Origin of the sequence: Mangrovibrevibacter kandeliae, from assembly GCF_024519155.1 — a bacterium.
GTDB classification, from domain to species: Bacteria; Pseudomonadota; Alphaproteobacteria; order Rhizobiales; family Rhizobiaceae; genus Mangrovibrevibacter; species Mangrovibrevibacter kandeliae.
Genome location: NZ_JANIFJ010000001.1, coordinates 1,032,026 through 1,056,166, shown reverse-complemented (window position 1 = coordinate 1,056,166; position 24,141 = coordinate 1,032,026). Strand labels below are relative to the sequence as shown.

General features: G+C 67.4%; 19 protein-coding genes. 17 read left to right on the top strand and 2 right to left on the bottom strand.

The window, feature by feature from the left end; all coding sequences use genetic code 11:
* Positions 1-410 precede the first annotated feature (410 nt).
* From NPA30_RS05065 to NPA30_RS05015, 11 genes are all read left to right on the top strand, one after another.
* Complete coding sequence (locus NPA30_RS05065; protein WP_256801274.1) at positions 411-2,597, top strand: AAA family ATPase; 2,187 nt, start codon at positions 411-413, stop codon at positions 2,595-2,597.
* Between the two features lie 102 nt (positions 2,598-2,699).
* Complete coding sequence (locus tag NPA30_RS05060) at positions 2,700-3,689, top strand: 3'-5' exonuclease (RefSeq protein WP_256801273.1); 990 nt, start codon at positions 2,700-2,702, stop codon at positions 3,687-3,689.
* Between the two features lie 1,022 nt (positions 3,690-4,711).
* A complete protein-coding gene (locus NPA30_RS05055; protein ID WP_256801272.1) occupies positions 4,712-7,036 on the top strand; it encodes a hypothetical protein in 2,325 nt (774 codons plus the stop codon).
* Complete coding sequence (locus NPA30_RS05050; protein ID WP_256801271.1) at positions 7,005-8,132, top strand: ATP-binding protein; 1,128 nt, start codon at positions 7,005-7,007, stop codon at positions 8,130-8,132. The genes NPA30_RS05055 and NPA30_RS05050 overlap by 32 nt, the downstream gene beginning before the upstream one ends.
* The gene (locus NPA30_RS05045; RefSeq protein ID WP_256801270.1) at positions 8,132-9,991 is read left to right on the top strand and encodes a TniQ family protein; all 1,860 of its coding nucleotides are present in this window, start codon (positions 8,132-8,134) and stop codon (positions 9,989-9,991) included. Before NPA30_RS05050 ends, NPA30_RS05045 begins: the two co-directional genes overlap by 1 nt.
* 534 nt (positions 9,992-10,525) lie before the next feature.
* Positions 10,526-11,134 (top strand): ImmA/IrrE family metallo-endopeptidase, encoded by a 609-nt coding sequence (locus NPA30_RS05040; RefSeq protein ID WP_256801269.1) that lies wholly within the window; start codon positions 10,526-10,528, stop codon positions 11,132-11,134.
* 98 nt (positions 11,135-11,232) lie between these two features.
* Positions 11,233-11,457: a hypothetical protein gene (locus tag NPA30_RS05035; RefSeq protein ID WP_372338760.1), complete on the top strand. Its 225-nt coding sequence runs from the start codon at positions 11,233-11,235 to the stop codon at positions 11,455-11,457.
* Positions 11,458-11,809: 352 nt separating this feature from the next.
* Positions 11,810-12,784, top strand: a complete 975-nt coding sequence (locus NPA30_RS05030; RefSeq protein ID WP_256801268.1) for a C4-dicarboxylate TRAP transporter substrate-binding protein — start codon at positions 11,810-11,812, stop codon at positions 12,782-12,784.
* A gap of 61 nt (positions 12,785-12,845) precedes the next feature.
* The gene (locus tag NPA30_RS05025) at positions 12,846-13,361 is read left to right on the top strand and encodes a TRAP transporter small permease (protein WP_256801267.1); all 516 of its coding nucleotides are present in this window, start codon (positions 12,846-12,848) and stop codon (positions 13,359-13,361) included.
* Between the two features lie 7 nt (positions 13,362-13,368).
* Positions 13,369-14,652 (top strand): TRAP transporter large permease, encoded by a 1,284-nt coding sequence (locus tag NPA30_RS05020; RefSeq protein ID WP_256801266.1) that lies wholly within the window; start codon positions 13,369-13,371, stop codon positions 14,650-14,652.
* Positions 14,649-15,527 (top strand): SMP-30/gluconolactonase/LRE family protein, encoded by an 879-nt coding sequence (locus NPA30_RS05015; protein WP_256801265.1) that lies wholly within the window; start codon positions 14,649-14,651, stop codon positions 15,525-15,527. The genes NPA30_RS05020 and NPA30_RS05015 overlap by 4 nt, the downstream gene beginning before the upstream one ends.
* A 93-nt stretch (positions 15,528-15,620) precedes the next feature.
* Here the strand turns inward: NPA30_RS05015 and NPA30_RS05010 are convergent, their stop codons facing one another.
* A complete protein-coding gene (locus tag NPA30_RS05010; protein ID WP_256801264.1) occupies positions 15,621-16,346 on the bottom strand; it encodes a ribonuclease activity regulator RraA in 726 nt (241 codons plus the stop codon).
* A 34-nt stretch (positions 16,347-16,380) separates the two neighbouring features.
* Positions 16,381-18,108 carry an L-arabinonate dehydratase gene (gene araD / locus NPA30_RS05005; RefSeq protein ID WP_256801263.1) on the bottom strand — a complete coding sequence of 576 codons (1,728 nt, stop codon included), beginning with the start codon at positions 18,106-18,108 and terminating at the stop codon, positions 16,381-16,383.
* 143 nt (positions 18,109-18,251) lie between these two features.
* Here araD and NPA30_RS05000 point away from each other — a divergent pair, with 143 nt between their 5' ends.
* The 6 genes from NPA30_RS05000 (at position 18,252) to NPA30_RS04975 (ending at position 23,828) form a co-directional block, all read left to right on the top strand.
* A complete protein-coding gene (locus NPA30_RS05000; protein WP_256801262.1) occupies positions 18,252-18,980 on the top strand; it encodes a GntR family transcriptional regulator in 729 nt (242 codons plus the stop codon).
* A 244-nt stretch (positions 18,981-19,224) separates the two neighbouring features.
* Positions 19,225-20,430 carry an amino acid ABC transporter substrate-binding protein gene (locus NPA30_RS04995; protein ID WP_256801261.1) on the top strand — a complete coding sequence of 402 codons (1,206 nt, stop codon included), beginning with the start codon at positions 19,225-19,227 and terminating at the stop codon, positions 20,428-20,430.
* Positions 20,431-20,609: 179 nt separating this feature from the next.
* Positions 20,610-21,410 (top strand): branched-chain amino acid ABC transporter permease, encoded by an 801-nt coding sequence (locus NPA30_RS04990; RefSeq protein ID WP_306228777.1) that lies wholly within the window; start codon positions 20,610-20,612, stop codon positions 21,408-21,410.
* Complete coding sequence (locus tag NPA30_RS04985; RefSeq protein ID WP_256801259.1) at positions 21,410-22,357, top strand: branched-chain amino acid ABC transporter permease; 948 nt, start codon at positions 21,410-21,412, stop codon at positions 22,355-22,357. The genes NPA30_RS04990 and NPA30_RS04985 overlap by 1 nt, the downstream gene beginning before the upstream one ends.
* The gene (locus tag NPA30_RS04980; RefSeq protein WP_306228701.1) at positions 22,354-23,115 is read left to right on the top strand and encodes an ABC transporter ATP-binding protein; all 762 of its coding nucleotides are present in this window, start codon (positions 22,354-22,356) and stop codon (positions 23,113-23,115) included. Before NPA30_RS04985 ends, NPA30_RS04980 begins: the two co-directional genes overlap by 4 nt.
* Positions 23,112-23,828, top strand: a complete 717-nt coding sequence (locus NPA30_RS04975) for an ABC transporter ATP-binding protein (RefSeq protein ID WP_372338742.1) — start codon at positions 23,112-23,114, stop codon at positions 23,826-23,828. The genes NPA30_RS04980 and NPA30_RS04975 overlap by 4 nt, the downstream gene beginning before the upstream one ends.
* The last annotated feature ends 313 nt before the right edge of the window (positions 23,829-24,141 follow it).

Here is a 24,141-nt window from a genome sequence, read left to right as displayed (position 1 = left end):
TCCCGCATGAGCCGATTCCCTACTTCGTTCCCAGCGTCCCGTCCGGCGAGGAGCGCCGCGACCTCAAGACGCTCGAGGCGTTGATCCGCGAACCGCGCCGCTATGCGGACGGCGGCCTGCCGAAACCGAACTCGCGGGCGCTCCGATCGTCTCCGCTGGCTGACGGTCGGCGACGCGTTGTCTGTCCGCATCGCCGGCGAGGTGTCGTCGCACACGTGAATTGGACCCGGACCCGGCGTCACGTCGCGCATCTACGCGATGGGGCACCACCCCAACTGGGTCCGCCCGCATTCGCGGCTTTGGCGCCATGGACAGCCGCTGCCAGCGCGACGACGCCTGAGATCGCCTCCGGCCGACCGCCCGCGGATACGATTGCCTTTCCCGCATCCATGTAGAGAAGGAACACGCGCATGCTCGAACCCGTGATCGACAAGGTCGAACTCCCCACCCCGCCGGCCGATCCGCGCTCTTCGGCGCCCGTCGAGAGCCGTGCCGCCGGCACGCTCGCCCGTCGGTTCGTCGAGCTGCTGCTCGACGACACGGGCAGGGCCAAGGCCGTCGCGACCGGCCGGACGGCCGCGACGAAGACGATCTTCGACGAGTTCGGGCTCGCCGACGATCCGGAGGACGATGAGGTACCCAACAGGACGCTGCCGATCGACGAGGTGGCGGTCGCCGTCCTCCTGGCGGCGCAGATGGAAGACGACCCGTCGATCCTCCGCGCCATGCGCAAGGAGGCGCCAGTGGTCGTGGTCCAGGCGCCGGACGCTCGCACGACCAAAGCCACCGATTACGTAGTCAGAGTGTGCTGCTTCGGCCGCACGACGAGCATCCTGTCAACTGGAACGCTTGCTGACCTGAGCGATTCTGACCTGGCGAGCTCTGACCGTCGCCAGGGTGTGATCCTGTCCTGCGACGTTGACAAGCGGGGCCGGCAGGAATTGGAGCAGCGCGCCCTCTCGGCTCTCTCGCTCGCAGTGCCCGTCTGCGTGATCTCCGTTGACATCGGCCGCGCCGTTCCCGAGCAGGTCCGCGTCGTCGCGGATCGGACCATCGTGCCGGGCGGCTGGAACGCCCCGCTGCTGGCCGTCCTGATCGAAGCGGTGACCGGCACCGCCGTGACGGTCCCGGACGAGTCCTGGATTTCCAGCACGACCTTGGACGACTTGCGCATGAGCATCTCCCGCCACCGCGGCGCGGCAGGCTCGCTTGAGCGTCTGCGATCGACGGTGCAACGTCGCGTGTCGAGGGGCGAGGAGCTTCCCGACGTCCGCGACCTCCATGGCTACGGCGCGGCGAAGGCGATCGTCGAGGCCATGCTCGCCGACCTGAAGGACTACCGCGACGGCAAGGTCGCCTGGAGCGCGATGTCCCGCGGCCTGGTCCTCGCCGGTCCCACGGGAACGGGCAAGACCTTCCTTGCGCGCTGCTTCGCCCGTAGCGCCGGCCTGCCGCTCGTCATCGGCTCGATGGCGCAGTGGCAGTCGGCCGGCGACGGTCACCTGGGCGACTGCCTTTCGGCCATGAAGCGGACCTTTTCGGAGGCTCGCGCTTCAGCGCCGTCGATCCTGTTCATCGACGAGCTCGACTCGATCGGCGACAGGGCGACGTTCCATTACAGGCACCTGAACTACAGCTCGCAGGTCGTGAATTCGATGTTGGAAGAGCTGGACGGAGCGAGCGACCGCAGCGGCGTCACGGTCCTCGCGGCGACGAATCACGTCGACCGGATCGACCCGGCGATCCTGCGTCCCGGACGTCTCGACCGCGTCGTCACGATCGGCATGCCGGACGCGCTCGAACTGGCGGGCATCCTCCGCACGCTGATCGGCGTCGACCTACCCGGCGTCGACCTGATGCCCGTGGCGCTGGCGGGCCGCGGCGGCAGCGGCGCGGCGGCGGCGTCCTGGGTCCGCCAGGCTCGTGGCATCGCCCGTCGCGCCGGCCGCGACCTCGAGATCGCCGACCTGCTGTTCGCCGTCCGCGAGGGCCGCGAGATCCTGCCCGAGACGGAAAGACGCCGCATCGCCATTCACGAGGCGGCGCACGCCGCCGCAGCCGTGGCGCTCGACATCGGCGTCGTCGGCGGCGTGTCGATCCACGACGCCGGCGGGACGACGCTGGTGAAGCCGGCGGCCAGGGCTACGACGCGGCACGAGGCGGTCGCCGTCCTCGTCCACCTCCTCGCGGGCCGCGCCGCCGAGCTGCGCTTCCTAGGATCGGTCTCGGCCGGTGCCGGCGGACAGGCGTCGTCGGACCTCGCGCTTGCGACGAAGACGGCGATCGCGGTCGAGGGAAGCTGGGGTCTCGGTGAGAACGGTGCGGTTTGGTTCGGCGACGTCGGCAGTGCCGACTTCCCGTCGCTGGCGCTCGTCCCCGGCCTCCTCGGCTCCGTCCGTCGTCTGCTGCGTCACTGCGAGGCGGAGGCGGGCCGCTTCGTCGCGGCGAACGAGCAGCCGATCCGGCGCTGCGCGGGACGCCTGCAGGCCGCCGGCCATCTTGACGCGAACGAGGTCCTCGCCGCGCTTGGGCCGATCGACACGTTCGTCCCCGCGATCGACGTCGCCGTACCGCCGGACGGAACCAGTGTCACCTGACTCCGCCGGGACGCGACCCGGCATCCCCCGTTTCCCGAAGTCGCATGCCGGCCGCCTTCCGGCCGCCGTACCCCTCCGCACGGACACGAAAGAACAGCATCCATGCAGGCAGCCTTCCTCTTCGATCAACATTCCTCCGACCGCGCTTCCGACCTCGGCGCCGTCAACGCCCCCACACACTCGACGTCCCCGGCCGCGACCGCGGCGGAAGTCTCCGACGAGGCCGAAGTCCACCGTTTGCAGGCGACCGGCCGCTTCCGTGTGCTGCGCCGCCTCAAGCCGCGCCCCATTCGTTCCGACGCGCCGAAGCCCGACGGCGACCTGCTGCGCCTTGGCATCATCGTCGACACGGAGACGACCGGCCTTGATCCGATGTCCGACGAGATCGTCGAACTGGCGGCCCTGGCGTTCACCTACGATTCGAGCGGCATCCGCGATGTCGTCGGGACGTTCGAGGGGCTGCGCCAGCCGTCCCGGCCCATGTCGGCCGAAGCGGTCCGACTGACGGGCCTGACCGACGAGGCGCTCGCCGGAAACGCGATCAACGCCGCCTCGTTGGAGGCGTTCGTCCGGCCCGCGTCGTTGATCGTGGCTCACAACGCCGCCTTCGACCGCTCGTTCGCCGTACGAGCCTGGCCCTTCTTCTCAGGATCGCCTTGGGCGTGTTCCTTCGTCGACGTCGACTGGAAGCGGCTCGGCACCGACGGCGCCAAGCTCGGTCACCTGCTCGGCTCGATCGGAATCTTCCACGACGCGCACCGTGCGCTCTGGGACTGCCACGCCTTGCTCGAGGTCCTGGCGGCCCCGCGATACGCGGGCGCCGACGGCGCGTTCGCCCAGATTGTCCGGGCATCGTCCGCCGAGATGTTCGAGATACGGGCCGAGGGTTCCCCATTCTCGGCTCGCGACGTCTTGAAGTCCGCAGGCTACAGATGGGACCGGGGAGGGCCGGGCCGCAAGAAGAGCTGGTTCAAAATCGTGAATTCCTCGCAGGTCTCGAGCGAGGTGCACTTCTGCAGGTACGAAATCTTCCGCGACACTGCCGTGCCCGTCGTCAGGAAGCTCAGAGCTGCCGACCGCCTCCGTCGCTGAACGGGCGAAGGCCGCGGGGCATGGAGCGATGGTGCGTCCCATCGATCTCCGGGACGGGGCGAAGACGCCGAACCGTCCGCCTCGCCTCGGCGGGTCGCCCGTCGCACGACCCGCCGTCCCGCGGGGCGTAGAAAACTGACCCCGCCGCGACTGTAAAGCACACGAATCAGTAACCGGAAATTAACAAAAGGAGTCAACGAGTTGCGCTAACCCGTTGTTTTTGGACTCCGATCGCCCGTTCAGTCAATCGGATTGTTTGCCGACGTCGCCCTTGCGGTAAGGCGCGATTCGTTGATTCGTGTCGCGACGACAACGAAGAAGATGATTCGATGACCTAGATAGCCGAAGAGGAAAGGCGCGCCCGATTAGCCGTCGGACGCGCCTGATCGAAGGAGCCCTGCCAGGCCCCGTTCATTGACCACAGGACCAACCCGAGTCGCCGATGAGTGTCGCCGATCGCCTTCGCGCGGTCAAGCGGCGACGTCGAGCGTCGGGGGCGTTCGCAATCCCGACAGGACCATGTCCCACCCATTCTCCGCCTATCCCGTCCACGTGTCGTCGGACGATCCCGACCTCTGGATCCCGCCCCGTGGCTCGACCGCGTGCCGGCGACCCCCGATGAAGGGGGCCCGAACGTTCCGCACGGCTTTCGTCGACCCCGTCACGCGTCGCGAGAAGCTCGCCGAGAGCAAGCTGGAATCCGACGTGCGCGACGTCGCGCTCGCGGATCGCCGCATTGCCGCCGTCCACGACCAGCCGACCGTCATCCGGTACCGCGACCACGCCGGACGCCCGCAGCGCCACTACCTGGACTTCCTCTTTGTGCTGAGGTCCGGCGTTCGCATCGGCGTTCTCGTGAAGCCGTTCGCGAAGGCCGAACGCGACGGCCTGGAGCGTCTCGCCCGCGTCTTCGACGAGAAGGCCGCGGACGTCGCCGAACGCTTCGTCGTCATGACGGAGCGCCACGTTCCGCGGACCCGCGTCGCCGACGCCAAGCTGATCCTGAGGGCGCGTCGACACTCGTGTCCCGAAGCCCGCGCCGCTCTCGAGACCGTTGCTACGCTCCTGCGCGGCGACCTGACGATCCGCTCGCTCGTCGCCGCCGCCGGTCTACCCGCCGGCCGCGGCTTCGTCGCTGCGGTGGCGCTGCTCGATGTCGGAACCCTCGTCAAGGTCGGTACGACGCCGATCAACCCGGACACCGTCGTGCGACGTGCAGGCCGCCCGAACGGGGGACAGGGAGGCCGCGACTGATGCCGTATCGTCTCTCTCCCTCCGACAAGGTCGTCGTCGACGGCGTCGAATACGTGCCGGCCGCGATCGACCGCAGCGGCTATACCCTCCGCCGGCTCGATCCCCCGGACATCCACGAATCCTTCACCCTCGAGGCCTTCGGGGCCGGCCTGCGCGACGGGACCGTCCAAGTGTTCCGCGACCACTTCTCGCTGCGCAAGACCCGGCGTCGACTGACGCGCTGCGCCTTCTCGCTCGCCGACCTCGCGCCGCACAAGCGCGACAAGACCCTCTACCGCCTCGACGTCTGCAAGGGGTTTGAGGAGATGCGGGATCAGGGACAGGCGAAGCTGTCCGACGTCTCGATGAAGAAGGCGATCGCACGGATCGCCGGCCGGATCACGGAGGTCCAGGCGCTCCGTGAATCCGCCGACGGTCGCTGCGGCACGAAGGTGACGATCTGGCGGCCACCGAGTCCCCGGACGCTCCGCCGCTGGCTCGCGGCCTACGATGCCTTCGGCGTAGAAGGGCTCGTCGACTGGTACGAAAACTCAGGCAACCGCAAGGACCGCCTCGACCCAGAGGCGAGGAGCATCCTAGCCGAGTTCGCCGCGAAATACGTCGACCGTCGCCGGCCAACCAAGAATCAGATCCACCTCGACATGAGCGCCGAGTTCCTGCGCGTGAACGTCGAAAGGAAGGCTGGAGGGTTACCTTCGCTTCTATGTCCTTCGAAGGCCGCGCTCGCCGACGAGATCGCCGAACTCGACCCGTGGGAGACGTACGTCGGCCGGCACGGACTGGACAAGGCGAAGAAGAAGTACTTCCCGCGCAAGGGCGGTCAGACCTTTTACCGGCCCCTCGAGATGGTCGCGATGGACGAGCACCGGATCAAGCTCGTGACCGTGCTGATCCGGATGGGCGTCTACGAAAGCCTGTCGCCGGACATGCGGAAGAAGGTTAAGAAGGCGCGTCTCTGGGTCAGCTTCGCGCTCGATCTGGCGACAAGATACTGCCTCGCGGCGAAGATCGTCGCGGCGCCGTCCGGCGCGAGCGCGATGGCGACCCTCCGCGAAGTGATCGCAGGCGACGACGACATCGCGGATGCGGACGGCGACGGTCGCGTCGAACGCGGGTCTCCAGAAGCCGTCGCGACCGACAACGGCGCCGGCTTCATCGAAGAGATTTTCCGCATCGCCTTGGCAGAACTCGAGATCGAGCATGTGCTGGGTCCCGCCGGCGTGCCGCAGATGCGCGGAGCGCTCGAGGCGTTCCATCGCTTCTTCCATTCGAGCTTCGCGGCGCGTTTCGACGGCCGCACGCACGGCAACGTCGTCGCACGCGGTGACTACGACGCGATGGCGCATGCGGTTCTCGATCCCACGATGCTGAACGAGCTGCTGCAGGACTGGCGTGTGAACTTCTACAACCGAAGGCCGCATGCGGGCCTCGGCGGCGAGTCGCCCCTGGGCGCGTGGCGCCGTCTGGCGGCGGACGTCGACGTCCTGCCCCCGCCCCATCCGACGGTGATGCGGCACGTCCTCGGCCGACCGTCCGGCGCGACCGTAGGAAACAACGGCGTCCGCGTGGAGGGGTTGGACTACAACTCGCTCGCGCTTCAAAAGGCGCGCCCGGACATCGGTAATGCTCCGGTGCCCATCAGGATCGAGGATCGCGATCGCGGACAGGTATCCGTCCGCGTGCCGGCTGGCTGGCTTACGGTCCCGTGCGTCCGCAAGGAGATGGCCGGCGTCTCGTCCGCCCAACATGCAGCCGGGCTCGACGTGCTCGCCGCCCGGAACGCCGTGGACGCGTCCAGGAACGAGAAGACCATGCTCGAAGCGGTCAGACGCATACAGTCCGCGTCGGACGAAGCTTCCAAGCGCGTCGGCCTCTCACCGCCGCGTCCAGACGCGGCCGCCCTCGCCTGCATCTGGGACTGGCAGGAACGAGCCTTCGCGGTCGCCGAGCGGGACGCGGACGACCAGCCGTTCCTCGATCTCGACGACGACCCGACCGAGGCGCCCGTCGACTGCCCGAACGCCCCTGAAATGCCGTCGGATCGCGACGGCACCGGCCGCGATGGCGCCGCCGGCTTCTTCCTGGAGGAATGAGATGGAAAACCAGCAGAACGGATGCGGCGGGCCGCGCCTGCCGATGACGGACCTGTCGTCGGTCGATCGGATCCGAATGCACAGGTCGCAGGCTCGCGCCGACGTTTCCCGCCGCATGGCGAAGCTGAACGCGGCCTACGTCGGATCCGACCTGGATGCGCGCCTGAACTACGAGATCGATCTTATCCTCGACGGCATCCTCGAACGCGAGGACGCCGCCCTGAGCGGTGGAACGGCGGCGGTCGGACGCAACGCCGAAGGCCGCGGATTCGCCCTTCTCGGCGAAAGCGGCTTCGGAAAGACGCGTGCCCTGCGGCGCACGTTCGTCAAGCGTCCCGAGTTCGCCGGCTTCGGCACGCCCGAGTGCCTCCTGGTATCGGTCACCACTCCCTCGCCGTGCACGCCGCGCCTTCTCGCCGAGACCGTCCTCGCCGCTTCGGGTTACGTCCCCACGCGACGCCTCAGGGAGAACGAGGCATGGGACTTGGTCCGCCATCACCTGAAGATCGCGGATATCCGCATAGTCCACATCGACGAGCTGCAGCACGTCGTCCAGACTGGCGACGAGCGGGTGATCCAGAAGGTCCGCGACTCCTTGAAGGATCTCATGGCGCCGGGATCGGGCGTGAGCATTATCGCGTCGGGACTGCCCGGCTGCGAGACGCTCATCGACGACGACACCCAGATCGACCGTCGCTGCCGCGTCATCCGACTGGAAAAGCTCAAGTTGAGCACCGACCTCGATCACGTCCGGGAGACTGTGATCGCGTTCGCGACTCTCGGCGAAATCGCCTGCGACGAGGTGGTCGCCGACGAGTTCCTCGCCCGACTCTGCCACGCCGCGCAGTACGCCTTCGGAATTCTCGTCGAATACGTTCAGGACGCGGTCCGCGTCGCGCTGCAGTCTGCTTCGTCCGCGCTCGCGCCGCAGCACTTCGCCGCGGTCTACGTCGCCCGCACGGGATCGCGGTCGGACAACGTCTTCCTGATGTCGGCCGGCTGGAACGCGATCGACGTCGCCCGTGCCAAGCCGTTCCTCGAGCCGACGCTGCCGGCCGACCGGACGAGCGTCCCGAAGAACTGGAGGAACGCCTGATGCGCGTCCACCGAAACGCGGTCCCGCCTCTCGGCGTTGGCGAGACGGCTGCCGGCTATTGCAGCCGCATAGCCGCGCAGAACGGCAGGACCGCTCGCCAGTTCTGCCTCGACATGGGCACGGCCTTCCAGCGCGTCGTGGACGGTTCGCCGGTGGCGCTCGCCCGTCTGGCCGAGGCAATCGGCGACGAACGCCGCGGCTTTCCCGGGATCGCGCTGCGGTCGATCGGCTCGCGCATGTTCGATGTCGATGGCGAGATCCTCTCCCGAGCGTGCCTCCGGCGCGAGACCGTCCGCGTCTGTCCATTTTGCTTGGCCGAGGACATAGGACGGCACGGACTGCGGTGGGTGGCGCCGGCGCACCTGCGTCTCGGCTGGATGATCAGGGCCGTCCGCTCGTGCGGGAAGCACGGCGTGGCGTTGGTCGGGCTGGATGCCGAACCGTCGAGACGCGCGCTCCACGATGCGGCGGCGAGCCTCGCCGGCGCTCGCGACGCCTTGCCCCGCCTGATCGCGGACGCCAGGCCGGTACCGGAGTCGGCCTTCGAGACGCACGTCGCGGCTCGCCTCGGCGGCGAAAACCGGGGCGGCTGGCTCGGCAGGCTGCCCCTCTACGCCGACATCGGCGTCTGCGAGATTCTGGGTGCGGTGGTCTCGCACGGGCCCGACGTGGAACTGACCGGCCTCGACGAGACCGAGCGCCGTGCCGCTGCCGCCGTCGGCTTCCGACACGCATCCGAAGGCCTGGCCGGCATCCGGACGTCACTGGCGGAGATCGCACAACGCCGGCCGGCAACCCGACGCGCTGTCGGGCCGAAAGGCGCGTTCGGGCGTCTCTACGACTGGCTGGCGCACGAGACGGATGATCCGGCATACGATCCGCTTCGCGACGTGATTCGCGACTATGCAATCGAGAACATGCCGCTCGGGCCGCAAGATACCGTCTTCGGTGTCCCGGTGCCGGCTCGCAAGGTCCATTCGATCAGGTCGGCAGCGATTGGGTCGGCGTCGCACCCGAAGCGGCTCCGACGCCTGTTGAAGCAGGCCGGTCTGCTCGATTCCGGGGACGCCGCGTCGGGCGATCGCGTCCTCTTCCCGGTCGACGCGTCCGCCGCCTTCCTGAAACGGATCGCGGATGCCATGTCGCTGAAGGAGGCGGCTGCCTATCTTTCAATCCCCCGTCCGCACGATCGACTGCTAATGGAAGCCGGCCTTCTCGTGCCCGTCCTGCCCGGCGGCTACGCGGCCGGAATCTTTCACGCCTTCGCGCGTTCGGACCTCGACGGATTCCTGACGAGGCTGCTCGGCGGGGCGGCGGAGGTCACGGTCGAGCGGCAGTCGCAGCTGCGCGACATCCGCGGCGCAATGAAGGCTTGCAACTGCTCGGCGGTGGAGGTCGTCACGTTGATATTGGACCGTCGTCTACCCACGATCGCCGTCAACCCGAACGCCGCAGGTTACATGTCCGTACTGGTCGATCCGGAGGAACTGCGGCCGCTGGTCCGCGGCGAAGAGGTCGACGGGATGACGCTGAGGGAGGTGCAGACCCGCCTTTCGCTTCCGACGAGCGTCGTTAGGGGTCTGGTCGACGGGGGTGCCATCGCTTCCTTCACGGCGCTGAACCCAAGCAAGCGATGTCCCCAGACCTACGTGAGGAACGAGGAGGTGTCTCGGTTCCAGGAAAGCTACGTCATGCTTGGTGAGATATCGGCCCGGCTGGGTGTTGGGACGAGAACTGCGATGGTCGAACTCGAACGAGCCTTTATCCGCCCGGTCCTCGATCGCGAGTCGATTGGTGCGTACGTCTTCGATAGATCGGCGTTCGAGGCGCTCGCTTCGCGCCGACCAACGGCGCCGTGAATTCCTGATCGCTGACCGAGGCCGATCGAAGCCCGACCACCGAGGTCGGGTTTTTTTGACCATTCCGCAAAACGCGGCGTCCGATGACCCCGAATTTCACTGTGGAAGCGGTAATACACTCAGAATATCCATTACAAAACAATGGATTATGATGCCTACGCGGCATCCTTTGGCTTCATTTTCACCCACGCTGACCAAGTTCGGCTCGCTATGCCGTAGCATCCGAAGCAGGAGGGGTGTCCGCATTATAGAACAAGCAAAGGCTCTCGCTTGTGATGTTTCTGACGTTTCATCATACGAAACGGGGATCCAGACGCCGCCTCTAAATTATATACGACAGTTTGCAGAATGGACTAGATTGGATCTTGTCGAACATCAGTCCTTGATTAGCGCAGCGTACAGCAAAGGTAATGTTGTACCCTTCGACACAGCACGAAAGCGCGCCACGCCTACACTAAAGCTATACAGGAAGATACATGAACTAGCCCCGCGTGATATCCGTAATCTCGGCCTCAAATCAGAGGATAAACCGCAGTGACCACGGACTACTTCAGTTCACCCATGAGTCGCGTTGACATCGAGCAGAAAGCGTACGCGTGGCGTGAAGCGCTAAGTGTGCCTGTCGATCGACTTACGCCGGACCTCTTGAACATCCTTGAGCACGAACTACCGTCCATTTTCCCTGAGTTTGTCCTCTGTATAGAGGGTAATTCCGCGGATGGTATCGAGGCCTACACTCAGTTCGATCCCCCCTCGATCACAGTTCGTAATCTTGTCTATGAGAATGCTGCTGTACATGATGGTCGAGCGAGGATGACCCTGAGCCATGAGCTAGGGCATCTGGTTTTACATAAAAGTGCAGTTCCGATGCATCGCGCGCCGGTCAAATATGCGCAGCTCCAGAAGCTGCCGATCTTTGCGAGTGCTGAGTGGCAGGCAAATACCTTTGCATCAGCATTCCTCATGCCTGATTGGCTTGTAAAAGAGTGTTCGAGCGATACTGAAGTATCTAGCTGCTTCAAAGTCAGCTTATCTGCTGCCCGCGTCCGAAGGCAAGTACTGGGCCTCACTGATATCCGACCCATGAATCAAACCGTGGCAGATGACCTACGTACGCTGCGAGGCAGCGCTAGTAGGTTCTGAGCAGATTCCGCGCCATTGACTGCTCGGTCACAGTTCTAGCGGGTCACCCTCGGACGCTCGCGCGATCAGGCATTAAGCTCTGGTCGACGGTCGCCGACGTGTCGCCGGCGCAGGGGCTGTTCGACCAGCCGCTCGCCTACTCGGCCACCAGCCGCGACACGGCCAATGTCGAGGAGAAGTCGGTCAGCGCCGAGCGCCGCGCCGAGGCGCTGATGAAGGGCTACACCGGCGAGAGCTGCTCGGAGTGCGGCAACTTCACGATGGTGCGCAACGGCACCTGCCTGAAGTGCGACACCTGCGGCTCGACCAGCGGCTGCAGCTGATCTCCGGCACCAGCCGAAACGAAGACTCATGTGAGGAGCCCGGGCGAGATGGCCCGGGCTCTTTGCATTTGAGGTGTGGCGGCCACGGCCTCGCGCGCCGGGCGGCAGGCGGCGGGACGTTGCGGCGCAGCCGCTTGACGCTCTGTGGAGAACCGGATCCGTCGGGTCTGCGCTGCCTTTCGCAGGGGCGTCGAGCGGCTCGCACTTCAGCTGGCCTTTGCAATGCTGTGCCCGGCCGCTTCCACCAAACCCCACGCGTGACAGCGGCGTGCGAGGACGCTTGCAATTCGCTGATATATTACAATACTAGACCTCGGGTGTCGGGGAGGCATCCGTCACACGGGAGGATTCCATGAAGCTCGCCTTGGCGCAGACCTTGGCGGCGGCGGTCATCGCCTTCGCTGCCGTTCCGGCCCTTGCCGCCGACTACACCCTCAGCATCAACACCGCGCTCACCACCAGCGACCCGCTCTACAAGGGCCTCGAGAGCCTGCGCGACGAGGTCGCCAAGCAGTCGAACGGCGCGCTCGAGATCAAGCTGTTCCCCAACTCGCAGCTCGGACCCGACGAGGACGTCCTGGAGCAGGCGCGCGCAGGCGCGCCGGTGGCGGTGGTCGTCGACGGCGGCCGTCTCGCCGTCTTCCAGAACGAGTTCGGCATTCTCGGAGCGCCCTATCTCGCCACCGGCTACGACGGCATCCGCAAGGTGGTCACCTCGCCGCTCTTCGAGGAGTGGGCGAAGAAGCTCCACGACGGCTCGCAGCTGCAGGTGCTCTCCTTCAACTGGTGGCAGGGCGAGCGCCAGCTCTGGACCAACAAGGAGATCAAGACGCCGGACGACCTCAAGGGCGTACGGATGCGCACCCCGGGCGCGCCGGTCTGGACCAAGAGCATCGGCGCCATGGGCGCGACACCGACCCCGATGCCCTATGCCGACGTCTACTCAGCGCTGCAGCAGAACGTCATCGACGCCGTCGAGGCGCAGCTGCCGGCGGGCCAGGGCTCGAAGCTGTTCGAGGTGACGAAGTACCTGACCAAGACGCACCACATCAACCTGATCACCGGCCTGGTGACCAGCGGTCCGTGGTTCGACAGCCTGCCGGCCGACCTGCAGACGCTCCTGCGCGACGAGGCGCTGAAGGCCGGCGACGTCGCCTCCTACGGCACGCGCGATTCGCTCGACCGGATCGAGGCGGAGCTGAAGAAGGAGGGCATGACGGTCGAGGACATCGACACCGCCCCCTTCGAGAAGGCGACCGCGGGCGTCTACGACGAGCTCGGCTACGGCGACCTGCACCAGCAGGTCAAGACGCTCTTCGCGCAGTAACGATCGTCGCGGCCGGCCCTGCCCGGCCGCTCCCTTTCCGGCTTTCCGGTTGCGGATGTCCATGCTCAAGCGTCTTGCCCAGCTCGAACTGGTGGTCGCCGCACTCCTGCTGGCGGCGATCGTCCTCCTCGTCTTCGCCGCCTCGATCCTGCGCTTCTTCGACCATCCGCTGGTCTGGTCTGTGGATCTCGCGCAGCTGCTCTTCATCTGGCTGTGCTTCCTCGGCGCGACCCGCGCCCTGCGGCAGAAGGGCCATATCGGCATCGACCTCCTCGTCCGTTTCCTGCCGCGCCCCTGGCGGCTCGCCTGCGAGCTCGCCGTCTCCGGGGTCGTGCTGGTCTTTCTGGGGGCGCTGATGCAGCAGGGAATCAAGCTGACGCTCCTCAACAGTGCCCGGCAGTTCGGCGACAGCGGCCTGTCCTACGGCTGGGTCACCGGCGCGGTACCGGCCGGCAGCGTGATGCTGATGCTCGCGCTCCTCTCCAACATGGCCGTCGCCTGGCGGGATCGCGCCGACGGCCAGACCCTCGTCTACACCCGCACGTCCAGCGAGACGGCGCCGGCTTCGGAGCTCTGAACCTTCCATGCTGCTCGTCGGGCTCGCCTTCGTCGTCCTCATGGGGATCGGGGCGCCAGTGGCCTTCGCCATCGGCATCTCCGGCTTCGTCTTCTTCGTCACCAACCCGGTGATGCCCGCCTCCATCGGCGTGCAGAAGATCGCCACCATGAGCCAGAGCTTCCCGCTCCTGGCGGTGCCCTTCTTCGTGTTCTCCGGCCACCTGATGAACGAGAGCGGCATCACCGCACGCCTGTTCAAGTTCTCGCACGTGGCCGTCGGCTGGATGTCGGGCGGGCTCGCCCAGGTCGCGATCCTCCTCTCGACGGTGATGGGCGGCGTGTCGGGCTCGGCGGTCGCCGACGCCGCGATGGAGGCGCGCATCCTCGGGCCCGACATGGTGGCGCGCGGCTACGGCAAGGGCTTCTCGGCCGCGGCGATCGCGGTCGGCTCGCTGATCACCGCCACCATCCCGCCGAGCATCGGCCTCATCCTCTACGGCTATGTCGGCAACGTCTCGATCGGGCGGCTGTTTCTCGCCGGCGTCATCCCCGGCCTCCTGATGATGGCGGTGCTGATGCTCACCACCTTCCTGATCGCCCGGCGGCGCGGCTATGTCGTCGCCGACGCCCGGAAGCCGACGCTCGGTTCGCTCGGAACGGCGGTGTGGGGCGCCAAGTGGGCGCTCCTCTTCCCCGTCGCGCTGGTCTTCGCCATCCGCGGCGGCGTCTTCACCCCGTCCGAGGTCGGCTCCTTCGCCGTCGTCTACGCCGTGGTGATCGGCGTCTTCCTGCACCGCGACCTCAGGTGGGAGGGCATCAAGCGCGCCTTCGAGCACACGATCTCCGACATCGGCATGATCATGATCATCATCCTGATGTCCGGCATGATCGGGTTTGCCATCATCTTCCTGCAGGTGCCCCAGTCGATCTCGACGTGGATGCTGACGGGCGTCACCAACCCGCAGATGATCGTGCTCCTGATCATGGTCTTCCTGCTGGTCGCCGGCTGCTTCATCGAGAGCACGGTGCTGGTGCTGCTGCTGACGCCGATCTTCGTGCCGGTCGTCCAGCACATCGGCATCGACCCCGTGCATTTCGGCATCCTGATGATGAGCATCGTGACGCTGGGCGGCATGACCCCGCCGGTCGGCGTCGCGATGTTCGCGGTCTGCTCGCTGATGGACGTGAAGATCGAGGAGTACACGGTCGAGGCGCTGCCCTTCTTCTTCGCCGTGCTGGCGCTCCTCGTCGTGCTCCTGTTCCTGCCGCAGGTGGTCCTGTGGCTGCCGGACCTCGCCTTCGGATCATGAGGATCGCGCCACTCAGCGACCTGCGCTGCGAGCTCGGCGAGAGCCCGGTCTGGCACGAGACGCAGCAGCGCCTCTACTGGTGCGACGTCCACGCCTGCACGATCCACGCGCTGGATGTCGCCTCGGGCGAGGCGCAGGTCTGGCGCTTTCCCTCCAGCGTCGGCAGCTTCGGCCTTGCCCGCAGCGGCCGGTTGGTCGTCGCGCTGCGCGACGCGGTCGTGCTGTTCGACCCGTGCTCCGGCACGAGCACGCCGATTGCCCGGTTCGACTTCACCGTGCCCGGCATGCGGCTGAACGACGGCAAGGTCGGACCGGACGGGGCCTTCTGGATCGGCAGCGTCCACGAGGTCGCCTTTGAGAAGATGCAGCACATCGCCGCGCTCTTCCGGGTGAGCGGCGACGGCAGCGTCAGCACGCACGTGACCGGCCTCAAGGCGTCGAACGGTCTCGCCTGGTCGGCCGATGGGCGGACGATGTTCCACAGCGACTCCTGCGGGCCCTGGATCGACCGCTGGCGCTTCGACCCGGCGCGCGGCGCGATGGCCGACCGGGTGCGGATCGCCGAGCCCACCGAAAACTCGGGCCGGCCGGACGGCGGGGCAGTCGATCGCGAGGGCGCGTACTGGAGCGCCGGAACCTCGGCTGGCGTCCTCAACCGCTATGGCCGCGACGGCGCGGTTCTGCAGACGATCGCCTTGCCGCTGCCGAAGCCGACGATGCCCTGTTTCGGCGGCCCGGACATGCGCACCCTCTTCGTCACCAGCCGGCGTGACATGCTGACGGACGAGCAGCGGACGGCGTTTCCGCTCTCCGGCGCGGTCCTGCGGCTGGAGGTGGAGGTGCCGGGCGTGCCGGCCTTCCGCTTCGCCGACTGACCTTCACGGTCGGCGGACACCCCGCCGGCCGGGGCGTCTCGCCTCACCCGCACAACCGGCATGAGGCTCTGCAAGCTCGACGCCCGTGGAGACTCAGCGCCCGTTCGCTGCGCGCCACCGCGCAAAGTCCTCGAGCGACTTCGGGTTCGTCGCCGGATAGAGGCCGACGATCGAGCGCCCCTTCAGCACCTCCTCGGCGACGAAGTCCTCGTAGGCGGTCATCTCGACGGCCTCGGCCGCGATTTCCTCGGCGAGGTGCGCCGGCACCACGATCACGCCCTCGTCGTCGCCGACGATCACGTCGCCGGGCCAGACCGCGACGTCGCCGCAGCCGATCGGCACGTCGAACTCCAGCGCCTGGTGCAGCGTCAGGTTGGTCGGCGCCGAAGGCCGCTGGTGATAGGCCGGGATCTCCAGCCGCGCGATGTCCGGGCTGTCGCGGAAGCCGCCGTCGGTGACGACCCCGGCGACGCCGCGCGCCTGGAGGCGCGAGATCAGGATCGAGCCGGCCGAGGCGGCGCGCGCGTCCTTGCGGCTGTCCATCACCAGGACGCAGCCCGGCGGACAGGCTTCGACGGCGGCACGCTGCGGGTGGCTCGGGTTCTTGAAGACGTCGAGCGTGTTGAGATCCTCGCGCGCCGGGATGTAGCGCAGGGTGAAGGCTTGCCCCACCATCACGCGGCCGCGCGGCGCCACCGGGCGGACGTCCTGGATGAACTGGTTGCGCAGGCCGCGCTTGAACATCGCCGTCGCCAGCGTCGCCGTCGACACGCCCTCGAACTTCTCGCGCGTCGTCTCGTCCAGCCCGTCGTCGGTCATTGCCGCCCTCCCCTCGGATCCAAAAGTCATGAGATCAGTAGATGTCCGGCTCGCCGGCCGTCGGGCCGAAGTCGGTGCGCAGGAAGTCGAAGTCGACGCCGGTGTCGGCCTGGCCGACATGGCGCGCGAACATCCAGCCATAGCCGCGTCCGAACTTCTCCGGCGGCCGCGTCCATTCGGCCCGGCGCCGCTCGAGCTCCGCCTCGTCGACCAGCATGTCGAGCCGGCGGTTCGGCAGGTCCATGCGCACGATGTCGCCGGTGCGCAGCAGCGCCAGCGGGCCGCCGACATGCGACTCCGGCGAGACGTGGAGCACGCAGGCCCCGTAGCTGGTGCCGCTCATGCGCGCGTCCGAGATGCGCAGCATGTCGCGGTGGCCCTGCTTCAGAAGCGCCTTCGGCAGCGGCAGCATGCCCCATTCCGGCATGCCCGGCCCGCCATGCGGTCCGACATTGCGCAGCACCATGACGGTGTCCGGCGTGACGTCGAGATCCTCGTCGTCGGCCGCCGCCTTCATCTCCGGGTAGGTGTCGAAGACCAGCGCCGGGCCCTCGTGCACGTGGAACTTCGGATCGCAGGAGGCCGGCTTGATCACCGCGCCGGTGGGCGCGAGGTTGCCCTTGAGAACCGCGAGCGAGCCCTCCCTGTAGATCGGGTTGTCGAGGCTGCGGATGACGTCCTCGTTGAAGCACTCGGCGCCCTCCAGCGTCTCGCCGAGAGTCACGCCGCTGACTGTCATCGCCGAGCGGTCGAGCTTGTCGCCGAGCCGGGCCATCAGGGCGCGGAGCCCGCCGGCATAGAAGAAGTCCTCCATCAGGTAGGTCTTGCCGACCGGCCGGATGTTGGCGAGCACCGGCGTCACCCGGCTCGCCGCATCGAGATCGTCGAGCGTCAGGTCGACGCCGCTGCGCCGTGCCATGGCGATCAGGTGGACCACGGCGTTGGTCGAGCAGCCGGTCGCCATCGCGACGGTCGTCGCATTGTCGAATGCGGCGCGCGTCAGGATCTTGTTCGGCGTCAGGTCTTCCCACACCATCTCGACCGCTCGCCGGCCGACGGCCGAGGCCATGCGGATGTGGTTCGCGTCCGCGGCCGGGATCGAACTCGCCCCGGGCAGCGTCAGGCCGAGCGCCTCGGCGATCGCCGTCATGGTGCTCGCCGTGCCCATCGTCATGCAGTGGCCGTAGGAGCGGGCGATGCCGGCCTCGATCTCCACCCAGGCCTCGTCGTCGAGATTGCCGGCGCGCCGCTCGTCCCAGTACTTCCAGGCGTCGGAGCCCGAACCGAGCGCCTGGCCACGATAATTGCCGCGCAGCATCGGACCGGCCGGCAGGTAGATCATCGGCAGGCCCATCGACACCGCGCCCATGACGAGGCCCGGCGTGGTCTTGTCGCAGCCGCCCATCAGCACCGCCGCGTCCACCGGATGCGAGCGCAGCAGCTCCTCGGTCTCCATCGCCAGCATGTTGCGGTAGAGCATCGTGGTCGGCTTGACGTAGCTCTCCGACAGCGACAGCGCCGGCAGCTCGATCGGGAAGCCGCCGGCCTGGAAGATGCCGCGCTTGACGTCATCGACCCGCGACTTGAAGTGCGCGTGACAGGGATTGGCGTCCGACCAGGTGTTGAGGACGGCGATCAGCGGCTTGCCCATCCACTCCTGCGGCGCGTAGCCCATCTGCATCGTGCGCGAGCGGTGTCCGGAGCTCCTGAGATCGTCGGGTGCGAACCAGCGCGCGCTGCGCAGATCGTCTTTCGTCTTCATCTTGTCCGGCATCGCTGGCCTGGCCCGCTCCCTGCGTTACAAGGGTGCACCGCAGCACGACGCGCCCGGAAACATCCTAATATATCAGAGTGGCGGCGAACAAGTGTATGATGTTGACTGCGCGACGACGAGGAGAGCGAGGAATGCGAGCTGACGAGACCGAAGCGGCACGGCCGACGGCGGCTGCGGCCCTGGAACGGCGGTTCAATCTCGACCGGCGCCGTCCGGCCGCGCTTCAGGTCTACGAGGATCTGCGCGACCGGATCCTGACGCTCGACCTGCAGCCCGGCGAATCCCTGTCCCGGCCGGCGCTCGCCGCGTATTACACCGTCAGCCAGATGCCGGTGCGCGACGCCTTCCTGAAGCTCGAAGCGGAGGGCCTCGTCGACGTCTTCCCGCAGTCGAAGACACTGGTCGCGCGGATCGACGTGCGGCAGGCGCGCGAGACGCAGTTCCTGCGCACCGCGCTGGAACTCGAGATCGTCAGCGCGATCGCCGGGCGCGGCGGGCGCGACGCGGTCGTGTCGCGGGCGCGGCGGCTGCTCGAGGGGCAGGAGCGGGCCCGGGACGAAGCCGACCTTGCGCTGTTCGCCGAACTCGACCGGCAGTTCCACGCCACGCTCTACGAGGCCTTGGACCAAGGCGCGCTCTGGGACCTCGTGCAGGCGCGCTCCGGCCATATCGACCGGCTGCGCAAGCTCGACCTTCCGACCCCCGGCAAGATCGCCCGCGTGCTCGACGAGCACGGCGCGATCCTTGCGGCGTTGGAGGCGGGCGACGGCGGCGCCGCGACCGCGGCGGTCCGCACGCATCTGTCCGGCACGCTCGCCACCGTGGATCGCATTGCCGCGGCCCACCCGCACTACTTCTAGCAGTCGCCTCCCGATCTGCGCGCCGCAGGAGGGGCGGCAGGCCGGCCGCGAGTCCGCCCGCTCCCGTCGACGCCGCGGTGCCGTCGAGCCTGGCCTCCCACCAAAGTCGGGGATGCCGCTGTTTCGGCTGGAGAGGCTTGTTTCTTCGTGTTAGCTACGATCCGTCATGCGCGGGCTCTGCGGAGGACGCGGCCGGTCCGGCTGCGGTGGAGGCGACGCAAGGCTCGAACCTGGGAGAACGTCCGTGAGACATTCCATTACCGTGCTGGGCGCTCTGACGCTTCTGGCCGCATCGACGTCGCTTGCCTCTGCCGAGGACGTGATCAAGCTCGGCGCCTCGGTGCAGCTGACCGGGCCGCAGGCCAACACCGGCCGCTACTATCGCGACGCCTATCAGCTGATGGTCGACAAGATCAACGAAGGCGGCGGCGTCAAGGTCGGCGACACGAGCTACAAGCTCGAACTGAACGTCCTCGACAACCAGTCCGACGTCAATCTCAGCGTCCGCCAGTACGTGCAGCTGATCTCGGCCGACAAGGTCAACTTCCTGCTCGGACCCTTCGCCTCCAACTTCGCGCTGAACGACTCCTCGATCGCCGAGAAGTACCAGGTGCCGATGGTCCAGGGCGGTGGCGCCTCGACGGAAATCTACACCCGAAACTACAAGTACATCTTCGGTACGCTGCCGCCGGCCGACGACTACTACTTCTCGACCATCGAGATGCTGCAGAAGCTCGACCCGGTGCCGAAGACCGTGGCGCTCGTCGCCGCCGACGACAGCTTCGACGTGTCGGTCGCCAAGGGCACGCGCGAGCACCTGAAGAAGGCCGGCATGGAGGTGGTCGTCGACCAGTCCTTCCGCGACGGCGCCGGCGAGTTCGCCTCGATCCTGTCGCAGATCAAGTCGGCGGGCGTCGACGCCATCCTGTGGAGCGGCCACGAGACCGACGCGCTCAACTTCATCCGCCAGATGAAGAGCCTCAACGTCGATCCGAAGTCCTTCTACTCCTTCACCGTCGGCGTGCCGACCTCGGACTTCCGCAAGGCGCTCGGCTCCGACGCGAACTACGCCTTCGGCATGACCTCCTGGCTGCCGGACGAGTCGCTGAAGGACAAGTGGTACGGCGACGCCGCCCAGTTCGCGAAGGCCTACAACGACAAGTTCGGCTACCAGCCGGACTATCACGCGGCCTCCGGCGCCGCGGACGTCGAGACCTTCGTCTACGCCATCGAGAAGGCAGGCTCGCTCGACCCGAAGGCGGTGCGCGATGCCATCGCGCAGTCCGACTTCGACAGCCTCTATGCCCACATCAAGTATGGCGACAACGGCCAGATCGTGCTGCCGCAGATCGTCGTGCAGATCCAGGACGGCAAGCTCGTCCCGGTCTACACCGACAAGATCCTGAACCAGCCGCAATACCCGGTCCCGGCCTGGGGCAAGCGCGGCTGAGGCCGCGCGAGCGGACACCTTCTGGGGGCCGCGGCCACTGCGGTCGCGGCCCCCTCCTCGTTCGATCATCGCGGCGCGCGCACCGGTGTCCCCGGCCGCACCGGCATAGGAGGCTGCGTCCCGTGCTCCTGGCACAGATCCTCACCAACGGCGTGCTGCTCGGCGGCCTCTACGGCCTGATGGCGCTCGGCATGGCGCTGGTCTGGGGCGTCCTCAACATCGTCAACCTCGCGCATGGCGCGATGATCATGCTCGGCGGCTACGCCGTCTACTTCCTGTTCACCGGGGCCGGCATCGATCCGTTCCTGGCCCTGCCCATCGCCATCGTCGGCATGTTCGCCTTTGGCTACCTGCTGCAGCGCTTCGTGCTGAACCTCATCGTGCGCTCGGCGATGCTGAACACGCTGCTGATCACCTTCGGGCTGAACGTCGTCATCACCTATCTGGCGCAGCTCGCCTTCAGCGCCGACTTCCGCACCATCAATCCGAGCTATGCCGGCTCGAACGTCGTCGTCGGCGGCATCACCGTGCCGCTGGTCAATCTCGCCGCCTTCGTCATCGCCCTGGTGCTGGCGGGCGCGGTCTGGCTGCTCCTCAACAAGCTGGCGCTCGGCCGCGCCATCCGAGCGACGGCGCAGAACCTCGTCGCGGCGCGGCTCTATGGCGTCGACCCGCGCCAGCTCTACGCCGTGACCTTCGGCATCGGCGCCGCGCTCGCCGGCGCGGCGGGCGGCCTCTACGGCACGATCGCCCACCTGACGCCCTACATCGGCGCGAGCCTGACGGCGAAGTCCTTCGTCATCGCCATCATCGGCGGCCTCGCCAATCCCTTCGGCGTCATTCTCGGCGGCATCTTCGTCGGCGTCGCTGAATCGCTCACCGCCCTCTATGCCGGCCCGACCTACAGCGACGTGATCAGCTTCGGCCTCCTCGTCGTGGTGCTGATCGTGCGCCCCGCCCGCTCGCTGAGGGCCGCCTGATGAAGTCCCTGCCCTACGTCATCGCCCTCGTCGTGGTGGTGCTCCTCGTCTTCGTGCCGTGGGTGGCGAGCGACGTGATGATGCAGTTCGCCATCGACGCGCTGCTCCTCGCCGTGCTCGCGCAGGCCTGGAACATCCTCGGCGGCTTCACCGGCTACGTCTCCTTCGGCAACTCGGTGTTCTACGGGCTCGGCACCTACGGCACCGCGATCGCGATGGCCCAGTACCAGCTGCCCTTCTGGGTGGGCCTGGTGCTCGGCGTGATCCTCGCGGTGGTCTGCGCGCTTCTCATCGGCTTTCCGATCCTGCGCCTGCGCGGCCCGTATTTCGCGATCGCCACGCTCGGCCTGTCGGCGGCGATGGGCGCGATCGTCTCCAACATGCCGATCGCCGGCTCCAATATCGGCCTCGTGCTGCCGCTCGTGCGCGCCGACACGATGTTCTACGAGCTGTCGCTCGGCCTTCTCGTCGTGTGCACCCTCACCGTCGCCTGGATCTCGCGCAGCCGCTTCGGCATGGGGCTGGTCGCGATCCGCGAGGACGAGGACGCGGCCGGCACGATGGGCGTCAACACGACGACCTTCAAGATCACCGCGCTGGTGCTCTCGGCCTTCTTCACCGCCCTTGCCGGCGGCATCCACGCCTACTGGATCAGCTTCATCGACCCGGCCAGCGCCTTCGACCCGACGCTGAACGTGCGGATGGTGATCATGGCCGTCTTCGGCGGTCCGGGCACGGTCTTCGGCCCGCTGGTCGGCTCCTTCATCCTGTCGACCATCTACGAGTATCTGGCGAGCAGCATCTCGACCGCGGCGGCGCTGCTCTTCGGGCTCGTCATCGTGCTGGCGGTGATCTTCATGCCCCGCGGCCTGGCCAACATGGTGGGCGGCGTACGCGCGCATGGGCCGCGCTTCTTCCTCCAGAACATCCGGGAGAACCGGCTTTGAACGCGGCAGCGGACACGGCGGGCGGCACGCCCATCCTGCGCGCCGAGAGCGTGACCAAGCGCTTCAGCGGCCTCGTGTCGGTGGATCAGGTCTCGTTCGAGATGCGTAAGAACGAGATCCTCGGCCTGATCGGCCCGAACGGCGCCGGCAAGACGACGCTCGTCAACATGATCTCCGGCACGCTACGGCCGAACGAGGGCGCTCTGTACTTCGAGGGGCAGCCGATCGACGCGCTGGCGCCCTACAAGCGGGCGCATCTCGGCATCTGCCGCACCTTTCAGGTGATGAAGCCCTTCCCCGGCATGTCGGTCCTCGAGAACGTCACCGTCGGCGCCCTCTTCGGCCGCGACGGCGGCGAGACGGCGATGGCGAAGGCGCGCGAATCGGCCCGCGACTGGCTGGACTTCACCGGCCTGTCGCACCGCATCGACGCGCGCGCGGACTCGCTCGGCGGTCCGGACCGCAAGCGGCTCGAATTCGCCAAGGCGCTGGCGATGGGGCCAAAGCTCCTGTTGCTCGACGAGGTGATGGCCGGCCTCAACTCGGTCGAGGTCGAGGAGGTGATCGAGCTGATCAAGAAGATGCGCGAGCGCGGCGTGACGATCCTCGTCATCGAGCACGTCATCAAGGCGATCCGCAGCCTGTCCGACCGCGTCCTGGTGCTGCATCACGGCCAGAAGATCGCCGAGGGCGACCCGGCCGCGGTGCTGGAAGACCCGCAGGTGGTCGAGGCCTATCTCGGACGGAGGCGGCATTGAGCGAGGCGCTCCTCACCATCGCGAACCTGCGCGCCGGCTATGGCGCGGTGCCGGTGCTGTTCGACGTCGACCTGACCGTCGGGCGCGGCGAGATCGTCGCGCTCGTCGGCTCCAACGGCGCCGGCAAGACGACCCTGCTGCGCGCGGTCTCGCGGGTGATCAAGTCGGCCGAGGGCACGCTGCGCTTCGACGGCGACGACCTCCTGCCGCTGGCGCCCGAAGCCGCCTTCACTCGCGGCCTCGTGCAGGTGCCAGAGGGCCGTCAGCTCTTCGGCAAGATGACGGTCGAGGAGAACCTGTCGATGGGCGCCTTCCGGCGCACCGACAAGGCCGGCGTCGCCGAGAGCTTCGAGCGCGTCTACGCGCTGTTTCCGCGGCTGAAGGAACGCCGCCGCCAGCTCGCCGGCAACATGTCCGGCGGCGAGCAGCAGATGTGCGCCATGGGCCGGGCGTTGATGGCGGCCCCGAAGCTCCTCCTGATCGACGAGATGAGCCTCGGGCTTGCGCCGGTGGTCGTCGACCAGTTGCTCGAGGTCCTGACCGACATCCGAAGCCAGGGCGTCACCGTCCTCCTCGTCGAGCAGGACGTCTTTGCCGCCTTCTCGGTCGCCGACCGCGGCTACGTCATGGAGACCGGCAAGATCGTCGGCCAGGGGCCGATCGCCGAGCTGCAGAACGATCCGGCGGTGCGCGAGGCCTATCTCGGCGCCTGACCGGCGGCACGGGGCCGCCGCCCGCCGCGCCTATAGCCCCCTTTGCTGCGCCGACGGCGCCAACGATCAAGCGGCGCTCTCTCCTCAAGTCGTGATTGCGGCGCCAAGCCGAAGTGTCCCGTACGGTCGCAAGCCTGTCTCCGCCGCGGCGCTGACCTGTGGTCGAACGCCGTTCCGTTACGGCCAATCCGATCAAGCTGCATACATTTTCACAGCTGCGGCCTCTGCTCATCGCTCTTCACTCGTTAGAGCAGCTGCCCCTCTCTGCGATCCGGCGGTACATCACCGTACGAGACTTGCGACGCACCGCAGG

Coding starts and splice junctions, on each gene's coding strand:
- NPA30_RS05065 (WP_256801274.1), top strand. CDS start 411: ATGCTCGAACCCGTGATCGACAAGGTCGAACTCCCCACCCCGCCGGCC.
- NPA30_RS05060 (WP_256801273.1), top strand. CDS start 2,700: ATGCAGGCAGCCTTCCTCTTCGATCAACATTCCTCCGACCGCGCTTCC.
- NPA30_RS05050 (WP_256801271.1), top strand. CDS start 7,005: ATGGCGCCGCCGGCTTCTTCCTGGAGGAATGAGATGGAAAACCAGCAG.
- NPA30_RS05045 (WP_256801270.1), top strand. CDS start 8,132: ATGCGCGTCCACCGAAACGCGGTCCCGCCTCTCGGCGTTGGCGAGACG.
- NPA30_RS05030 (WP_256801268.1), top strand. CDS start 11,810: ATGAAGCTCGCCTTGGCGCAGACCTTGGCGGCGGCGGTCATCGCCTTC.
- NPA30_RS05025 (WP_256801267.1), top strand. CDS start 12,846: ATGCTCAAGCGTCTTGCCCAGCTCGAACTGGTGGTCGCCGCACTCCTG.
- NPA30_RS05020 (WP_256801266.1), top strand. CDS start 13,369: ATGCTGCTCGTCGGGCTCGCCTTCGTCGTCCTCATGGGGATCGGGGCG.
- NPA30_RS05015 (WP_256801265.1), top strand. CDS start 14,649: ATGAGGATCGCGCCACTCAGCGACCTGCGCTGCGAGCTCGGCGAGAGC.
- NPA30_RS05010 (WP_256801264.1), bottom strand. CDS start 16,346: ATGACCGACGACGGGCTGGACGAGACGACGCGCGAGAAGTTCGAGGGC.
- araD (WP_256801263.1), bottom strand. CDS start 18,108: ATGAAGACGAAAGACGATCTGCGCAGCGCGCGCTGGTTCGCACCCGAC.
- NPA30_RS05000 (WP_256801262.1), top strand. CDS start 18,252: ATGCGAGCTGACGAGACCGAAGCGGCACGGCCGACGGCGGCTGCGGCC.
- NPA30_RS04990 (WP_306228777.1), top strand. CDS start 20,610: ATGGCGCTCGGCATGGCGCTGGTCTGGGGCGTCCTCAACATCGTCAAC.
- NPA30_RS04985 (WP_256801259.1), top strand. CDS start 21,410: ATGAAGTCCCTGCCCTACGTCATCGCCCTCGTCGTGGTGGTGCTCCTC.